The 17,851-nt window shown below is 72.2% G+C and carries 14 protein-coding genes; 8 read left to right on the top strand and 6 right to left on the bottom strand.

The window, feature by feature from the left end; genetic code table 11:
- Positions 1-101 precede the first annotated feature (101 nt).
- The 4 genes from E2B92_RS20510 to E2B92_RS20525 form a co-directional block, all read right to left on the bottom strand.
- A complete protein-coding gene (locus E2B92_RS20510) occupies positions 102-683 on the bottom strand; it encodes a Uma2 family endonuclease (RefSeq protein WP_126887765.1) in 582 nt (193 codons plus the stop codon).
- An 84-nt stretch (positions 684-767) separates the two neighbouring features.
- Positions 768-2,852 carry a type I restriction-modification system subunit M/S gene (locus E2B92_RS20515; protein ID WP_235023898.1) on the bottom strand — a complete coding sequence of 695 codons (2,085 nt, stop codon included), beginning with the start codon at positions 2,850-2,852 and terminating at the stop codon, positions 768-770.
- 904 nt (positions 2,853-3,756) lie between these two features.
- On the bottom strand, positions 3,757-4,005 hold the full coding sequence (locus tag E2B92_RS20520) for an SCO4226 family nickel-binding protein (RefSeq protein ID WP_126887764.1): 249 nt from the start codon (positions 4,003-4,005) through the stop codon (positions 3,757-3,759).
- Positions 4,006-4,084: 79 nt separating this feature from the next.
- Positions 4,085-5,188, bottom strand: coding sequence for a threonine synthase (locus E2B92_RS20525; RefSeq protein ID WP_399432213.1), 1,104 nt, complete (start codon positions 5,186-5,188; stop codon positions 4,085-4,087).
- A 191-nt stretch (positions 5,189-5,379) separates the two neighbouring features.
- On the opposite strand from E2B92_RS20525, the gene E2B92_RS20530 reads away from it, so the two are divergent.
- The 7 genes from E2B92_RS20530 (at position 5,380) to E2B92_RS20560 (ending at position 13,631) form a co-directional block, all read left to right on the top strand.
- The gene (locus E2B92_RS20530; protein WP_126887762.1) at positions 5,380-6,957 is read left to right on the top strand and encodes a S8 family peptidase; all 1,578 of its coding nucleotides are present in this window, start codon (positions 5,380-5,382) and stop codon (positions 6,955-6,957) included.
- A gap of 266 nt (positions 6,958-7,223) precedes the next feature.
- A complete protein-coding gene (locus E2B92_RS20535) occupies positions 7,224-8,282 on the top strand; it encodes a DUF4190 domain-containing protein (protein WP_160159768.1) in 1,059 nt (352 codons plus the stop codon).
- A gap of 156 nt (positions 8,283-8,438) precedes the next feature.
- The gene (locus E2B92_RS20540) at positions 8,439-9,191 is read left to right on the top strand and encodes a GntR family transcriptional regulator (RefSeq protein ID WP_126887760.1); all 753 of its coding nucleotides are present in this window, start codon (positions 8,439-8,441) and stop codon (positions 9,189-9,191) included.
- A 233-nt stretch (positions 9,192-9,424) separates the two neighbouring features.
- Positions 9,425-9,604: an SPOR domain-containing protein gene (locus E2B92_RS20545; protein ID WP_126887759.1), complete on the top strand. Its 180-nt coding sequence runs from the start codon at positions 9,425-9,427 to the stop codon at positions 9,602-9,604.
- A 44-nt stretch (positions 9,605-9,648) separates the two neighbouring features.
- Entirely contained in the window at positions 9,649-10,062 is a 414-nt protein-coding gene (locus E2B92_RS20550) for a (deoxy)nucleoside triphosphate pyrophosphohydrolase (protein ID WP_126887758.1), read from the top strand.
- 451 nt (positions 10,063-10,513) lie between these two features.
- The gene (locus tag E2B92_RS20555) at positions 10,514-10,942 is read left to right on the top strand and encodes an ATP-binding protein (RefSeq protein ID WP_126887757.1); all 429 of its coding nucleotides are present in this window, start codon (positions 10,514-10,516) and stop codon (positions 10,940-10,942) included.
- 148 nt (positions 10,943-11,090) lie between these two features.
- Positions 11,091-13,631 (top strand): SpoIIE family protein phosphatase, encoded by a 2,541-nt coding sequence (locus E2B92_RS20560; RefSeq protein ID WP_126887756.1) that lies wholly within the window; start codon positions 11,091-11,093, stop codon positions 13,629-13,631.
- Between the two features lie 71 nt (positions 13,632-13,702).
- Here the strand turns inward: E2B92_RS20560 and E2B92_RS20565 are convergent, their stop codons facing one another.
- A complete protein-coding gene (locus E2B92_RS20565) occupies positions 13,703-14,416 on the bottom strand; it encodes a PspA/IM30 family protein (protein WP_126887755.1) in 714 nt (237 codons plus the stop codon).
- 41 nt (positions 14,417-14,457) lie between these two features.
- Positions 14,458-16,599, bottom strand: a complete 2,142-nt coding sequence (locus tag E2B92_RS20570) for a TPM domain-containing protein (RefSeq protein ID WP_133087630.1) — start codon at positions 16,597-16,599, stop codon at positions 14,458-14,460.
- A gap of 111 nt (positions 16,600-16,710) precedes the next feature.
- Between E2B92_RS20570 and E2B92_RS20575 the strand changes: the two genes are divergently transcribed.
- On the top strand, positions 16,711-17,748 hold the full coding sequence (locus E2B92_RS20575) for a hypothetical protein (RefSeq protein ID WP_126886132.1): 1,038 nt from the start codon (positions 16,711-16,713) through the stop codon (positions 17,746-17,748).
- The last annotated feature ends 103 nt before the right edge of the window (positions 17,749-17,851 follow it).

Below are 17,851 nucleotides of genomic sequence, written 5' to 3' on the forward strand. Positions count from 1 at the left end.
GCGTCTCGACACGACCTTCTGAGGCCCGCGATCGCACGTGCGGCCAAGGAGAGGCCGGACTCCGGCGAGTCCGGCCCCTTCCATGTTCAGGAGCTGTCCTTTCAGGCGCTCCGGGGAGGCGTGAGCTTGTCGAGGTCGACACTGATGTCGAAGGGCACCGGTCGCTGGAGGACGCCCCGGAAGATGCCGGCGGGCGCGTAGGCACCCGTGGGTTCGTCGAGCTCATACACGTGGACGACGGGTGCGCCATTCTCGTCCTCGATGCACCAGTAGTGCGGGATGCCGGCCTCCGCGTATTTACGGAGCTTGACCGTGCGGTCGCGGTGGGCGGACTCGGGGGAGACGACTTCCACGACGAGCTTCACGTCATCGGGGGCGTACCAGGTGCGGTCGGGATCGTAGGGCAGGTCCGTCAGCAAGAGGTCCGGCTCGGGGCGGTTGCGGGCATCGAGGCGGATCGTCATCTCCCGCTCGACCTCGACGCCGGCCGGTGCCTGCGCCATGAGCGTGGTGGTCAGGGCAGTGAGGAGACGGCCGTGCCAGGACCGCTGGGGCGACATCATGAATACGAGGGCTCCGTCGATCAGCTCCGTGTGGCGCGGCGCCTCGGGGAGGTGATCCAGGTCCTCCGCGAACCAGCCTTCCGCGCGGGGCGGGCGCATCCAGTCGGGTAGTGCGGTCATGGCTTCACGGTAGCGGCTGCTGCGGCGGCGAGCCGGGTGCTGCCCCGGAGCCTGCGAATCACGCCTCGCCGCGGCCGCGCGTGCCTACGGCGCGGGGATGATGCCTCCGTCCAGCGCGTCATGACGGATGCGTTGCGTCAGGGCGAGCTGTTCGCGCAGCAGGCGCTCGTTCTCGTCCAGCCGCTTCATCGTGTCGGCAATGACCTGCTGGGTGGCAAGATCGGGCAACACCACGGGCAGGTCGCCGAGGACATCGAGGGAGATGGTCTTCATCTTCATGCTTCCCGTGGAGTGGGCTTCCAGCCACGTACGTGCCTCCGAACCCCGCAGGTAGGCGGCGAAGTAGTCGGCGTCGAGCTCGGCGGGGGGACGCAGCAGGAAGCACCCTGTGCCGCACACCCAGCCATGTTGTTCCTCACGGACGACGGCGGCTCGGCCCAGTTCTCCCCGGCGCGCCAGGACGACATCGCCGGGGCGGAGGTGGAAGCGCTCCAGCCCCAGGGCCTGTCGCTCGCTGATGCACCGGATGCTCGACGTGCTGAAGCCGCTTCCCGTCAGGTCTTTCGGCATCACGACAGGGACGCCGCCGGCGTCGACGTAGTGGTCGGCGCGAATCAGACTTCCCGACGGTCCCGCCAGCAGCAGGCCCCGGGCCTCGCGTAGCCCTTCTGCGGTGCCCTCCACCAGGCGTCGGAGCGGCACACGCGGGGCCTCCCTCTCGCCGCGCGCCACCCGCTCGCTCCGGTCGAAGCTCTTGCTGAGGCGGGCCGTCGCGCCCGCTGTCGATGCGGCCAGCTCCGCCAGCCCGTCGAGCAGGCGGCGTGTGTCCAGCGCCGCAGCCGGCTGCTCCTGGGCGGGCGCCACGTACAGCCGGGGGTCGAGGAGGCAGCCGTCGTTCTCCAGGATCTCGTCGTGCGAGACCGAGCAGGAGAATCCGGGTTCGTCCGGGGTCGCACGGGGAGACCGCAGCCAGGCGTGGAACCGGCCGCTGATGCGGTCCCTGTCCGCCGGGCCGAGCTCACACGCTCGGCGCGGAGCCTGGGTGCCGAGTCGGCTCGCGTCGATGAAGAGGACGGACTGGGTTTCATCGACGGGGACGTGGCGGGATTTGTCACGGGCGAGTAGCCAGAGGTGCACGGGGACCGTCGTGTGGGAGAAGAGATCGGCCGGTAGTGCGACAACGGCGAGAAGCGCGCCTTCGGCCAGTAGCGCCTTGCGGATCTCCGCTGAGCGACCGCGTGCGGAGGCGGCGCCCGACGGCATGATCACGGCCGCCTTGCCTTTCTCGCTGAGTCGCGTCCACGCGAGTTGGATCCAGGCGAAGTTCGCGTTCGACTCGGGCGGCGGTCCGAAGGGCCAGTCGAGGTGTTCCACACCCTGGACGCGCTGGTTGAAGGGTGGATTGCACAGCACGAATTCGGCCATGCCGTTGCCCGGACTCCGGAAGAGTGACCCGGGATCGGAGGCACGTACCAGGGGCCGGTCGATCCCGTGCAGGGCCAGGTTCAGCATGGCCACGTGGGGATTGCGGTGATCCATGGCGTAGCCCTCGAACGAGGCGCCGTCAACGTGACCCTGCTGTGCGATGTGCCGCGCTGCGGCGGCGAGGAAGCCCCCGGTGCCGCAGGCGGGGTCGAGTACACGATCGCCGGGCTGGGGAGACAGGGATTCCGCGAGCAGTCGCGTGAGCGTGCGCGGGGTGTGGTACTCGCCCGACGGAGCGGCGCTCTCCGCGACGTACCTCTCCAGGAGCAGGTCGGCGACCTCTTCAAGTCCGGCCTCGGCGGCTGTAGGGGGCTGGTGAAGGGCGGCGAGGAAGGCCGCCACCCATGGCAGGTCCTCCGCCTCGCCCTTGTGGGCAAATACGCTCTCCGGATTCCAGGGGCCGAGCACGGGAAAGCGGTCGTGCCGGGAGGCGAGGAAGAGCGCGTCATTCAGGTCCCTCAGCGGTGGATACCCGGTCTGTGCCTCGGCAACGGCTCTCGACCACCGTTTGACCAGTTCCTGACCCGGGTCGTCCGCAGAGTCGAGGAACCTCGCGAGCATCAGGACGGTGAGCATCGCGGTGAGGTCGCGGTCCGTGCTCCGGCCCCGCTGAAAGGGTGCGTACGCCCGCCACAGTCGGTCGACGACCTCTGCGGCGGGTCCACTCACGTCCGTGGTCTCCACTGGGAACTCCTCGCTTGGGCGTTTCACTTCGCTCGGAAGTCATGCACGCGGCTGCCGGGTACCAAGTGAGTGGTACTGCGCAGTGAGGCTGCGCGATCCGATGTCGCCGGAGCCGCGCCAACCGTCCGGCGTTGCCTTCCGATGATTCGTCACCAAGCTAGCAGTGCAAGCCATGTGATGCGTGGCCCTCACGGGCGCTCATCGCTGCGTGCATGGTCAGTGCGCAGCCAGACTGCGCGATAAGGGGCTCGCCTTCTGGCTGCTGGAGGGGTTCGCGGATGAGTCGCTGTGCGGGGGAGGTGGCCGCACGGAAGCCCCTGGGGAGTGACTCACGTCACATCGTCGTGGTGTGTCGTCCCTGTGAGGCGTGGTTACCGACGCCGGCGGCTTTGGGGCGCGGCCGGCCGACGAGTTCGCTGTGCTGTGGGTGCCACGTGCTGAGGAGCGGCTGCGGGGCCGACGTGGAATCGCGATGACGGCGAGGGCGGTCGAGGGTTATGCGGCGGCGCTCCGGCCGATTCGAGGCTCACGATGCCCGCCTGAGTGAGCCATCGGTTCGGCTGGTCGACGAGCAACCGGCGTAGGGCCTGTGGCCCCTCCCCTTGAGGGGGCCGGCAGTCGGCGCGAGTCCGCCGGATGCTCGTACGCACTCGTCGGTGGCGGACACTGCAAAACGGCTGGATTACTGGTCAGCGGTCCGAGGGTGGCTCCGCCGCAGACCAGGGCCATGGGCGGAGCTCCGGCTTCCGACCGGCGTCCGGCCGGCGGCACGCGGGAAGGGGCCGGGCTCCGTGGGGGTCCGGCCCCTGGTCGTGCCGCGGGGCGGCGGGTGACGGGCCGGGCCGGGGTCGGGCCGGGCCGGGGTGCCGGGTGGCGTGCTGGTGGTGGCTTCGGCGGGGCGGCGTCAGACCGAGAGCGGCACCTCGTGGATCTCGTCGGCGGCGTGGCCGGTGCGCTCGTGGATGCGCTGGACGGCTTCGGCCGAGGGGCCGGTGGACAGGCAGTACACCGTGCCCGACTGTGGGTCGGCCCAGGCCCGCTCGAAGTGGACCCCTTCTTCCTTCTCTATGGCGAGGTCCGCCCGGTGCGCCTCGCTGAGCTGCTCGGACGTGATGCCCTTCATTCCTCGGTGGACGTCCATGTAGGTGCCCATGGCTCCCGTACCTCCGCCTGTTCGGTTGCAGCCCCCCTTCCATGCTGCACCCATGGGCGTCCGGCGTCGCGGTGGCCGCTCAGGCCGGGGCCAGACCCGTCTTGGCGCCCGCCCCGCACAGCGGCACCACCGCGCTGCCCTGCCGTGGCGCGGCGGTGAGGGCCGCCCAGCAGGCCACGCCCGTGGGCTCGACGAACAGTCCGCGGGCGGCCAAGTCGCGCTGCGCGTCACGGATCTGGTCCTCCGTCACCGTGAGGAAGGTGCCCCCCGAGTCGCGTACCGCCCGGAGGATCTGCCGGGCGCGCGGGGGGTACGGGATGGCGATGCCCTCCGCGAGGGTGGGCGCCACCGGGGCCGGGCCCGGTACGTCGTCGGCGCCCGCCCGGAACGCCTCCGCGAGCGGTGCCACGGCCTCGGCCTGTACGGCCACCAGGGCCGGGCGTGCGGGGATGAGGCCGTGCGCGTACAGCTCGGCGGTGGCGAGGTCGGCGCCCAGGAGGAGGGTGCCGTTGCCGGCCGGGACGACGAGCGTGTCGGGCAGCCGCCCGCCGAGGTCCTCCCACAGCTCGTACACGTACGTCTTCGTACCGTGCAGGAAGTACGGGTTGAACACGTGCGAGGCGTAGAAGGTGCCCGGCTCGTCGGCGGCCTCCCGGGCGGCCCGCGCGGTCGCCTCCCGGTCCCCGGGGACGACCGCGAGCCGGGCCCCGTGCGCGCGGATCTGCTCCAGCTTCTTCGGCGAGGTGCCCTCGGGGACGTACACCGTGCAGTCCAGGCCCGCGCGGGCGCAGTACGCGGCGACGGCCGTGCCCGCGTTGCCGCTGCTGTCGGCGATCACGCGGCGCGGCGCGAGGCGGCGGGCGAGTTCGGCGAGCATGACGGCACCGCGGTCCTTGAACGACAGGGTGGGCATCAGGAAGTCGAGCTTGGCCGAGACCGTGTCCGTGAGCGGGACGAGCGGGGTGCGGCCCTCGCCGAGGCTGCAGGACGGGCCGGAGAGCGGAAGGGCCTCCTCGTACCGCCACAAGGAGCCGGTCCGGCCGGCGAGCGCGCCCAGGGGGACGGGGGCGGCCGTGTAATCCAGGTCCCAGGGGCCCCGGCATTCGGGACAGCACCAGGTCAGTGACGAAACGGATGATCGGATACCGCACCGGGGGCACACGTAGGCCGTCGTGATCGTCATGGCGGCCAGCATGTCACTTGTATGGCAGGCGTGTTACCGGAGCGTCAGGACCCTTGTGGGATTCCTATGGATCGGTCAACCTTTCGCTCGGTAGCGGTATTTCGGCAACGCCGCGTACACGGCGGCGCTGTTTGTCATGCCTCTGTCAAAACCCCCACAGCAACGCACCACCTATGAGGAGGACCCCTCACATGTCAGTGATGCGTACCCCGCGGCGAAGACTGGCCGCAGCCGGCGCCACCGTCGTCGCCGCCCTCGCGCTCGGCACCCTTTCCGCCCTCCCGGCCACCGCGGCCGCGGCCGCCCCGGAAGGTGTGATCGAGAACGCCGGAGCCCCCGGCGCCATCGCGGGCAGCTACATCGTCACCCTCGACGAGTCGGCCGCCGACGCCGAGTCCAAGGCGGGCAAGGCGGTCGCCGCCCGCTACGGCGCCAAGATCGAGAAGACGTACACCTCCGCCCTCAACGGCTACGCCGTCGCGCTCTCCGAGGCCCAGGCCAAGAAGCTGGCCGCCGACCCGGCCGTCGACTCGGTCGTGCAGAACCGTGTCTTCACCATCAACGGCACCCAGCCGTCGCCGCCGTCCTGGGGCCTGGACCGGATCGACCAGCGCGCCCTGCCCCTCAACCAGAGCTACACCTACCCCGAGCCGGCGGGTGAGGGCGTCACCGCGTACATCATCGACACCGGCGTACGCATCACGCACAGCGACTTCGGCGGACGGGCCTCCTACGGCTACGACGCCATCGACAACGACAACACCGCGCAGGACGGCCACGGTCACGGCACGCACGTCGCCGGCACGGTCGCCGGGTCCGCCTACGGTGTGGCCAAGAAGGCCAGGGTCGTCGGCGTCCGCGTGCTCAACAACTCGGGCTCCGGCACCACCGCGCAGGTCGTCGCCGGCATCGACTGGGTGACCAGGAACGCCGTCAAGCCGGCCGTCGCCAACATGAGCCTGGGTGGCGGCGTGGACTCGGCGCTCGACACCGCCGTGCGCAACTCCATAGCCTCCGGCGTCACGTACGCCATCGCGGCGGGCAACGACGGCCGTGACGCCTCCAGCACCTCGCCGGCGCGTGTCACCGAGGCCATCACGGTCGGCTCGACCACCAGCTCGGACGCGCGCTCCAGCTTCTCCAACTACGGCAGCGTGGTGGACATCTTCGCGCCCGGCTCCTCCATCACCTCCGCGTGGAACAACAGCGACACCGCCACCAGCACCATCTCCGGTACGTCGATGGCGACTCCGCACGTCGCGGGTGCCGCGGCCCTCTACCTGGCGAACAACCGCACGGCCACCCCGTCGCAGGTCGCCACCGCCCTCACCTCCGCCGCCACCACCGGCGTGGTGGGCAACCCGGGCACCGGCTCCCCGAACCGCCTGCTGTACGTGGGTGACGGCGGCACCACGCCGCCGCCCGGCAAGCGCTTCGAGAACACCGCCGACTACGCGATCAGCGACAACTCCACCACCGAATCGCCCATCACCGTCAGCGGTGTCACGGGTAACGCCCCGTCAACTCTCCAGGTGCCCGTGAACATCGTTCACACCTACATCGGTGACCTCCAGGTGCAGCTCATCGCGCCGGACGGAACGGCGTACACGCTCAAGGGCTACGGCACGGGCGGCAGCGCCGACAACATCAACACCACGTACACCGTCAACGCCTCCTCCGAGGTCGCGAACGGCACGTGGAAGCTGCGGGTGAGCGACAACGCGAACTACGACACCGGCAAGATCGACTCCTGGGCCCTCCAGTTCTGAGGCGCCTGAGCGGATGAGGGGAGGCGGTCGTCACCCGGACGACCGCCTCTCCGTTTTCCGCTGATTGACCGTTATGCCCTATTCGACGCCCGCATTCCGCCTCCTGCCGCCGACCGCGTACGATGCGCCAGCCGCGCGCGCATTCGATTCGTCCCGCCCCGACAGGAGCACCGAGAACCGTGGAACCGTCCTCCCAGGGATCGCCCCAGGGATCGCCTCAGGGATCGCCCCAGGGCTGGCCCCCGCCCCAGCAGTCACACCCCGCGGTGCCTCCGCCGTTCTACGGCGCGCCCGGAGCGCCGCAGCCCCCGGCCAACGTCAACGGGCTGGCCATCGCCGCACTCGTCACCGGCATCGTGTGCCTGCTCCCGCCGCTCGGCCTGGTCCTGGGCGCCGTCGCGCTCGGCCGGATCAGGAAGCGGGGCGAGCGCGGCACGGGTATGGCGGTCACCGGCATGATCCTCTCCCTGGTCAGCACGCTGCTGGTGGTGGCCGGTCTGACCACCGGGGCGTTCCGCGACTTCTACGACGGTATGCGGGACGCCGCGGACGAGGTCTCCCGTACCCGCTCGACCTTCGACCTGCGCAAGGGGCAGTGCTTCAACAGCCCCGGTGGCGCCATCGAGGCGGAGGCCGCCAACGTCACGATCGTCGACTGCGCCAAGCCGCACGACGGTGAGATAACCGGCAGCTTCAAGATCACCGAGTTCCGCAAGTGGCCCGGCGACAAGCCGATCGAACCGATCGCCGAGAGGCGCTGCGAGGCGCTGAACACGGCGTACGCGCTGGACACCTGGGCCGTTCCCGACACCGCGTGGCTGTACTACTACCAGCCGAGCAAGGAGAGCTGGGCGATCGGGGACCGCTCGGTGACCTGCGCCTTCGCCGCCGAGAAGGGCAAGCTCACGGGGTCGGTGCGCACGGACGGGACGACCCTGGACCAGCACCAGCTCGCCTTCCTGCAGTCGCTCAACCCGATCGACGCGGCCCTCCTGGAGGAGCCCGAGGCCGATGTCGAGGAGGACCAGCCGGGCAACGTGGCGTGGGCGCAGACGGTCTCGGCGACCGTCACCGGGGCGGCCGCGAAGCTGAAGGCGCACCCGTGGCCGGCCGCCGCGGACAAGCCGGTGGCCGATCTGGTGGAGGACCTGGAGGCGGCCGGCGAGCACTGGGCGAAGATGGCCGCCGCCACGGACCCGGACACCTTCTGGGAGCACTACGAGCCCGCGTACGACGGTCTGCCCACCGACATGGGCCTGGAGGCGCGCGGCGCCCTGAAGCTGGACGTCACGCCGCCGCCGACGGAGGACGGCGGCACGTCCTGAGCGGAGGGCCTCCGGCGCCGACCCGGGGGCCATGCCCACCTTGACCTGGTACTCAAACGGCGGTCATCACTTCGAGTGAAACTCTGGCCCATGCTTGCGGAGTGCAACCCACGGTTGCCAGGCTGTTGCTGTCTGTCAACCTGATGGGAGTGGCCCGTGACCTTCGGTGAGCAGCCCGCTTATCTGCGCGTTGCGAGCGATCTCCGGGAAAAGATCGTGAACGGCTCGCTCCCGCCCCACACCCGGCTCCCCTCGCAGGCGCGCATCCGGGAGGAGTACGGGGTCTCGGACACCGTGGCCCTGGAGGCCCGCAAGGTCCTGATGGCCGAGGGCCTCGTCGAGGGCCGCTCCGGCTCGGGGACGTACGTCCGCGAGCGGCCGGTGCCCCGCCGGATCGCCCGGTCCGGCTACGGGCTGACGAGCGGCGCCAACCCCTTCCGCCAGGAGCAGGCCGCCGACGGGGCGCGCGGCACCTGGGAGTCCAGCAGCGAGCAGGAGCCGGCGAGCGCCACGGTCGCCGAGCGGCTCGGCATCGCGCCGGGCGAGCGGGTCATGCGCACGCGATACGTGTTCCGGGACGCGGGGGAGCCGATGATGCTCTCCACCTCCTGGGAGCCGCTCGCCGTCACCGGGCGGACGCCCGTGATGCTGCCCGAGGAGGGGCCGCTGGGCGGCTGCGGGGTGGTGGAGCGGATGGCCGCGATCGACGTCGTCGTGGACAACGTGGTGGAGGAGGTCGGTGCGCGGCCGGGCCTGGCGGAGGAGCTGCTCACGCTCGGGGGCGTCCCGGGGCATGTGGTGATGGTGGTGGAGCGCACCTACTACGCCTCGGGGCGGGCGGTCGAGACGGCCGATGTGGTGGTGCCGGCCGACCGGTACCGGATCGCCTATCACCTGCCGGTCCGGTGACCCGGGCTGCCGAGCGGGCGTATTGACGGGCAATCAGATCGATGCGGTCCCGCGCAAGGGGGCGCACCCGGCCGGGTGCGCCCCCTTGCCGCACCGGTTTCCTGGCCGGATGCGTACCTCTTTGTGAAAACACGTATCCGCTCAGTGAAGGTCAGGCGTAAGCTCAGGCATATGCGGAGTGCGGTTTCGTGGGGATGGTTAGAAGCGTGCAGGCCGGCGGAGGGTGAGGCGTGATGAGTGAGAGCGGCGCGGTCCTTCCCTGGCTGGTGATCCGGCAGGACGACAACGGCAACCACTACCGGGTGGGCAGGTACGCGACCAGGGACGAGGCGCAGAAGATCGCCGACAGTCTCGATACGCGCGGCAACGAGCAGCTCTACTGGGTGGAGCACGTGGGTCAGCCCGCGAGCTGACCTCGGGCGAGGACGCCGGTCCGGCGCGCGTTACGCTCCGGCGCATGACAGATCGTGTGGTGGTGGCCGGGGCCGTCCTCGACGCGGGGCGGCTGCTGGCCGCACGCCGTAGCGCGCCTGTGGAACTGGCCGGGCGCTGGGAGCTGCCCGGCGGCAAGCTGGAGCCGGGTGAGACCGCGCGGCAGGCGCTCGTGCGCGAGCTGCGCGAGGAGCTGGGCGTGGAGGTGGAGCCGGGCGAGCGCATCCCCGGCGAGTGGCCGCTGGCGCCCGGTTACGTACTCCAGGTGTGGACCGCCCGGCTGGTGTCCGGTGAGCCGCGCCCCTTGGAGGATCACGACGATCTGCGCTGGCTGTTCCGCCACGAACTGGACACCGTCGACTGGCTGGATCAGGACCGTCCCGCCGTGGCCGAGGTGGCCCGCCTCCTCCCCACCGGCACGGCCACCGGCCCCGCCTGACACCGGGTCCGCCCTCCGGCTCTGTAGGGCACCGGGTTCACCCACGGCCCGCCCCGGCGCGGGGTGCGCGGCGAGGCAGCACCTCGGGCGGCCCGCCCGGTCGGGCCCGGCCCGGTCCGGGCCGGGGCCGGTCCGGACCGGGCCGGGCTCCGGGGCCAGGACGGCCCGTTCCCCGGGCGCCGGCCGGGACACCGGCCATGACGCCGATCGTTGCTCCAGTCGTGAACCCCGCGGTGACCCCTGCCGCGACCCTCGGCGTGCCCCCGGCCCCGGCGCGTTCCCGTCCATTCCCCGGGCCCGGCGTCCGGCTGTGACCGGAGGAGCGCGTGGTCACGGTGTACGCCGTTCGTGCCACGATGCGCCCACCGTGGCGATAGCCCGTCCCCAATATCGGGTATGTGCTGATTAACCCACCGAAATTGGACGTGGGTCCTGCCGCTGGGTCTGGGAAGTGGTCGGCGTGATCGACACCGAAGGCGAGTGCGCCGAGTGGACCTTTCCTGCTGAGCTGGACACCGTACGCGCCGCCCGCCACGCGGTCCGCGACACGCTGCGCACCTGGGGGCTGGACGCCACGATCGGCGATGTGACGGTGCTGCTGGTGAGCGAGCTGGTGACCAACTCGCTGCGGTACGCCTCCGGTCCCATCGGCGTCCGGCTGATCCGGCTCCACCCCGGCGAGGAGCCGTTTCCCGCCCAGCCCGCCCTGCTCGTGGAGGTCTCCGATCCGCTTCCGGACGCGCCCTTGGAACGGGCCGCTGGGCCGGACGACGAAGGCGGACGAGGGCTGCAATTGGTCGCCTGTTCCGCCCGCCGCTGGGGGACCCGAAAGGGCAGGTCGGGCAAGACCGTGTGGTTCGAGCTGGCCCTGCCTGGTTAGAAGAGTGAAGGGACAACGATCACCTGCGGGCTCGGCTCAAAACGAACGAGACCACCCTGTGATCGTGAACGTCGTGCCGCCGGGGGCCGTAGTGCTGAATACTGCGGGGATGGCCGGTCCGGTGCGGTGAGCTGGAGGGGACGGTCGCGTGAGCGAGATACCTGAGACGGCGAACAGCGTCATGTGGCAGAGCAGTCCGCCTGGCTCGATCTATGACTACATCAGAGTCGCCTCCTTCTCGATAGGCCCCGACGGGCTGGTCGACCAGTGGAGTCTGCGTGCCACCGACCTGTTCGGCCTCACCGCCGACGAGGTCAGGGGCAAGGACCCGGTCGAGGCCTTCATGCCGGCGGAACTGCGGCCGCGCGGTCACCGCAAGGTGTCCGAGATCCTCGACGGCAAGGAATGGACCGGCCTCGTCCCCTTCCGGATGCCGGGGGAGCGGCGGGCGCGCGGGCTCGCCGAGGTCTATGTGATGCCGAGCGAGACCGAGAGCGGTGAGAAGGCGGCGCTCTGCATCGTCGTCGACGTCCGCGCCCTCCGGCGGATTGAGACGGATCTCGCCGCTTCAGAGGCCATTTTCGGCCAATCGCCCTTTGGCTTTCTGTTGTTCGGTACGGACCTGACGGTCAAGCGCGCCAACCAGCGTTTCGCGACCGTGTTCGGCGGCTCCGCCGACGACCACCGCGGCCGTACCGTCCACGACTACCTCACGCACGCCGAGGCCGAGCGGATGACCGCCGCGCTCAGGCGCGTACTGGAGACCGGCGACTCCGTCACCGACCTCCAGATCGCCGGCGTGGTGCCGGGCGGCACCGAGCGCCGTCACTGGTCGATCAACCTCTACCGGGTGCACAGCGGGTCGGGCCGGCCCGTCGGCGTCGCCGGGCTCGGCATAGACGTCACCCGACGCCAGATCGCCGCCCGCGAGGCCGCCAGCGCCCGCCGCAACCTGGCCCTCCTCAACGACGCCGGCGCCCGCATCGGCAACTCCCTCGACCTGGAGACCACCGCCCGCGAACTCCTCGACGTCGCCGTACCCGGCTTCTGCGACCTCGCCTCCGTGGACCTCCACCAAGGGCTGCTCACCGGCGACGAGGCACCACCGGGCCGGGCCGACGGCGCCAGCGCCGAACTGCGCCGGGTCGCCTTCGCCAGCGCCGTCTCCGACGCCCCGCTGGTGAACCCGGCCGCCACCGCCGGGTGCTGCGAGACCACCCCCATAGACGTCGGCGCCGTCCACCGCTACCCGTTCAACTCGCCCTGCGCGAGCGCCCTGCGCACGGGCCGGCCGCACACCCTGCCCGGTGCCGAGGGGAGTCTCGTGCAGTCCACCCTCGTCGTGCCGATGGTCGCTCACGACACCGTCGTCGGACTCGTGCAGTTCTCCCGCACCAAGGGCAGCGAGCCCTTCGGCGAACGGGACCGGGCGCTCGCCGTCGAGCTGGCCGCCCGCGCCGCCGTCTGCATCGACAACGCCCGCCTCTACCGCCGCGAGCACGAACGGGCCCTGATCCTCCAGCGCAGCCTCCTCCCGCCCGGCGACCCGGAGGCGGCCGGCCTGGACATCGCCTGCCGTTACCTGCCCGGCAACACCGCCACCGAGGTCGGCGGCGACTGGTTCGACGTCATCCAGTTGCCCGGCCACCGCACCGCCCTCGTCGTGGGCGACGTCATGGGGCGGGGCCTGCGGGCCGCCGTCGCCATGGGGGAACTGCGCACCGCCGTACGCACCCTGGCCCAGCTCGACCTGGAACCGGCCGAGGTCCTCTCCCACCTCGACGAGATCGCACGGGGCCTCGGCACCCCCACGGGCGGCGGACAGGCGTCCCGCGTCGCCACCAAGGAACACGGCCCGGAGCTGTCGGAGGTCTACCTCGCGACCTGCCTCTACGCCGTGTACGACTCGGTCACCCGCCGCTGCACGTTCGCCAACGCCGGCCACCTGCCGCCGGTGCTCGTCGAGCCGGGCGAGGCGGCGCTGCTGCTGGACGTGCCGCCCGGGATGCCCCTGGGTGTCGGTGGCGAACCCTTCGAGGAGGTGGAGGTCGACCTCCCCGAGGGCGCGCTGCTCGCCCTCTACACCGACGGGCTCGTCGAATCACGCGACCACCCCCTCGACGAGGGCATGCAGGCCTTCCGCAGCGCGCTGACCGACGCGGGCCGGCCGCTGGAGGACGTCTGCGACCACGTCCTCAACACCCTCGACACCCGGCACGGCGAGGACGACATCGCGCTGCTGATGGCCCGTATCCAGGGACTGCCCGCCGAGGCCGTGGGCGACTGGCGGCTGCCCCGCGAGCCCCGCTCGGTGGGGCGCGCGCGAGAGCTCGCCCGCGCCCAGCTCATCGCCTGGGACCTCGAACCCCTCGTCGACACGGTCGAACTCCTCGTGAGCGAGCTCGTCACCAACGCGCTCCGGTACGGCGAGGGCGAGATACGGCTGCGGCTGCTGCTCGACCGCACCCTCGTCTGCGAGGTGTGGGACGCGGGCCTCGTCCAGCCCCGGCGGCGCCGGGCCCGCGACACCGACGAGGGCGGCCGCGGCCTCCAGCTCGTCGGCCTGCTCAGCGCGGGCTGGGGCTCCCGCCGTACGCCCCGGGGCAAGACGGTCTGGTTCGAACTGGCCCTCCCGGACGGCGAGGCCACGACCGAGCCGACCGTCGACCAGCTCCTGAGCATGTTCTGACGGAACCCCTCCAGGACCGGTGAGCAGGCCACCCGGTAGCGGTCCGGCCCACCGGTGCCGGACCGTGCGGGTCAGGCGGCCGCTTTGAGCGCTGCCAGGCGCGCTTCGATCTCCGCGCGGTCGCCGAGCCCCTCGAGCTGCTCGAACTGGGCGTCCAGCGAGGACGCGGCCAGTTCCTGCTTGCCCAGGGCCTTCGCCTCCTCGCGTCGTACCTTGTCCTCGAAGCGGCTCAGTTCGCTCGTCGGGTCCATCAGGTCGATGCTCCTGACCGCGTCCAGCATGCGGTTGTGAGCACGGGCGGACGTGGCGCGGGCCACCAGCTCGTCGCGCTTCGCCCGCAACTGGGTCAGCCTCCCCTTCATCTCCTCCAGTCCGGACCTGAGCTTCTCCACCACCTCCCGCTGGGAGGCGATGGTCGGCTCGGCCGCCCTCGCCTCCTTCTCCGACTGGAGCTGCCGGCCCAGGGCCACCTTCGCCAGGTTGTCGAACTTGTCCGCGAGGGCGGGCCGGTCCGAGCCGCGCAGCTCGTCCGCCTTCCTGCTGGCCGCCCTCGCCTTCTCGCCCCACTCCCGGGCCGCGTCCACGTCCTCCTGGTGGTCCTGCTCCAGCAGGCGCAGATTCCCGATGGTGGCCGCCACCGCCTGCTCGGCCTCGGTGATGTGCGAGGAGTAGTCGCGGATGAGCTGGTCCAGCATCTCCTGCGGGTCCTCGGCCTGGTCCAGCACGGCGTTGACATTGGCCTTCGCGAGCTGGGCGACCCGCCCGAGGATGGTCTGCTTGGTCATGGCACGTCTCCTTGTGCGTCCGATACGAGAAAGGGAGCGGGTCAGAACCGGCCGCCACCGCCCAGCCGCCCGCGAGTGCCCCCGCCACCGAAGCGGCCGGGCCCGCCGCCTCCGGCCGCACCCCCGCCCGACCCGCCACCGAAACCCCCGCCATGGCCCAGCCCTCCCCGTCCTCCGCCACCGAACAGTCCGCCGAGGAGGATGCCGCCGAGCACCGCGCCACCCAGCCCGCCGCCACCTCCTACCTCTGATACACCGCCCGGCCCCATCGCGTTCCCGTACCCGCCCACGTCCTGCTCGGCCAGACTCCGCGCCTGCCGGGCGAGGACGTCCGCCCGCCGCGCCTCCGCCAGCGCGCCCCGCGCGTCACCCGGCCCGCCCGCCGGCCCGCCCTCCGTGCCCTCCGCCGCAAGCTCCCGCGCCCGCTCCAGCCGGCGGTGGGCCTCGGCCAGCCGGGTCCGGGCCTGGGCGCCCACCGCCCCGCGGTGCGTGGCGATGTAGTCCGCCGCTGCCTCGACGGCCGAACCAGCCGTGAGCATCACCCGGTCGAGGAGCGCGCGTGCCCGCCGGGCGCCCTGCTCGTGCTCCCGCGCGCCGGCCAGGGCCTCGTCCAGCGCGGCGTCCGCCTCCTCGACCCGCCGCAGCGCGTCGACCGGGTCGTACCGCCCGCTCTCCACCGCGCTCCGGACGTCCGCGACGACCGACTCCGCGCGGGCCGACCGGCCCCGCAGCCCGGCGGTCGGCACACCGTCCGCCGCGCCCTCCAGCAGACCGCCGGCGTCGGCCAGATCCGCCTCCGTGTCGGCGAGCGCGGTCGGCAGCCTGCCCGCCGCCTCCGCCAGTTCCCGCGCGCGCCGGTCCACGGCGGCGACGAGCCGGGCCGCCTGGTCGAGGGCGCCCTCCGCGGCCCGCACGTGCACCGCCGCCGTGGCGTTGTCGTCCCCCTCCACCGCCTCCCGCGCCCGCTCCAGGTTGGCCGAGACGAACAGGAGCCGGTCCCTGGCCCGACCGACACCGTCCGCCACTGGCGCTGCGGCCGACTCCGCGTACCGCTCGCGCAGCGCGACGAGCGTCGCCTCCGCCAGGTCCGCCCCGCCGCTCACCTCACGCAACGCGGACTCCGCCGCCGCGAGGGCCTCCGGCGCCGTCCGCTCCAGGGACCGCAACCGGTCGAACGCCTCCGCCTCCGCGTCCAGGCGCCGGTCGGCCTCGCCGCAGCGCGCGACGATCTCCTCCAGCATCCGGCGGCGGGACGCCTCGTCCTCCGGGAACGCGTCGTCGAGCCGCTGACGCACCCGGAACGCCGCGGTCAGCTCGCCCTTCGCGTACGCCAGCGCCTCGGCGAAGGGCTTCGCCGCCTCGTCCCCGAACTGCGCCACCGCGAAACCGAGTTCCTCCTCGCTGGTGCGTACGGCGTCGTCCGTGTCGACGAGCACCCGCTGGGCGCGGGCGTCGAGCTCGTCCACCGGGGTCTCGCCCGGCCGGGCGCCACCGGGCCCCCAGGGACCCCGCCCGCCGTGCGGCGTGGTGCGCGTCGAGGCCCGCCGGCGTCGCTTGGCAAAGGTGTACGCGGCGACCGCGCCGGCTCCCACGACCAGCACCACCGGGAGCACCAGGTCACTGGCCGACGCGTCCCCGCCGCCCGGGTCCGCCGGACCCGGTGTGACGTCGGGAGTGGGCACCGGCCGCCCGGCCAGCACCGCCTCGTACCCCCGGGCGGCACCGATGGCCGCCCCCGCCCAGTCGTTCTGCCGCAGCGCCGGCTCGACGGCGGTCCGCGCGACCTCGTCGAGCTGTGTCTGAGTGAGGCCGGAGGCGGGATCGGCGGAGTACCCGTACCGGCGGTCGTGCGTCGCGACGGCCAGCAGTACGTCGTCGCCCCCGAGGCCGTTCCGCACCGCCGTGGCGTCCGCCCAGTCCCGCGGTGAGCGGCCCGAGAAGTCGCGCACGTAGACGACGAAGAGCTGCACGCGCCGTTCCTCGTAGAGCTCGTCGAGCGCCCGGCCGACCTCCCGCTCCCTGCCCTCCAGGGCCGCGACCGTGTCGGTGACCTGGCCCTGCCGGGACAGGTCGGCCGGGTCGTCGGCGTGCGCGGGGGAGTGGGCGGGCAGGAGCGGCCACCACCCCGCCACCAGCGCACCGAGCAGGGCGGCGAGGAAGGCCCGGGTGGCTCTCCGTGTCACATTCGTGAGGCTATGTCGGTGTATGTACGTGCGCGACCCGGCATCGATCGTCACTGTCAGTGAGGGCCACTAGGGTGGAGATCGTTCGGACTTACTGACGGGGGGCGTGGGATGAATGTGCGAGCGCTGAGGGCGAGACTGGCGAGCCCCAGGCTGAAGTGGCCCCGGCGGATCGCGTCGGTGCTGGTGCTGCTGATCGTGCTGCCGCCGCTGGCCGCCTGGGCCGCGCTGCGGATGAACTACGCGGGGGACGTGCAGGAGGGGACGAAGACCCGCGGCAAGGACGCCATCTGGCTCGGGCACGCCTGGGTGGACGGGCGGAAGAAGGACGCCGACCTGGCCGCGTTCGCCGCGCGGATCAAGGGGACCGGCATCCGGGACCTGTACGTCCACGCCGGGCCGCTGGAGCACGACGGGTCGCTGCCCGCCGCGCGGTATCCGCGGGCGCGGTGGCTGATCGACTCCGTGCACCGCACGATGCCTGGCATACGGGTGCAGGCGTGGCTCGGCGACGTGCTGGCCACCGAAGGACCGGACGGGCTGCGGCTGGAGCGGGCCGAGTCGAGGGCCGCCGTCGTGCGCTCGACCCGGCAGATTCTGGACGCGGGCTTCGACGGCGTCCACTTCGACCTGGAGCCGCTGCTCTCCGACGACCGTCACTACCTCTCGCTCCTCGACGACCTGGGCGAGGTGACGCGGGCCCGCAAGGTGCCGCTGTCGGTCGCCGCGCACCAGATAGACCCGCTGCCGGCGGCCCACGCCGTGAACGGCGCGCTGAGCGGCAGCGAGAAGTGGTGGTCGCAGGAGTTCTTCGGGGAGGTGGCCCGGCGCGTCGACCAGATAGCCGTGATGTCGTACGACACCTGGATGCCCCTGGAGGGCATGTACGGCGGTTACGTCGCCCAGCAGACCTCGCTCGCGCTGGAGGTCACGCCCGAGGGCACCGACCTGCTGATGGGGCTGCCGTTCTTCCACGAGGACGACCTGGGCCACCACGAGTCGGCGGAGACCGTCGCGGCGGCGGTCCGCGGCACCAGGCTGGGCCTGGGGCGCACGGACCGCGACCGGGAGCGGTTCGGGGTCGCGCTGTACGTCGACTTCGCGGCCAAGGAGGAGGACTGGGCGGCGTACAAGAAGGGCTGGCACTAGCCCGGCCCGGCACCGCCTGCCGCCCGAGCCCGGCCCGGCACCGCAGGCCGCCCGGCCGACCCGGCCCGGCACCGCCGCCCGGCCCGGGCCGCCCGCCCGGTCC

It is taken from the genome of Streptomyces sp. WAC05374 (genome assembly GCF_004353505.1).
In the GTDB taxonomy this organism is placed as follows: Bacteria; Actinomycetota; Actinomycetes; order Streptomycetales; family Streptomycetaceae; genus Streptomyces.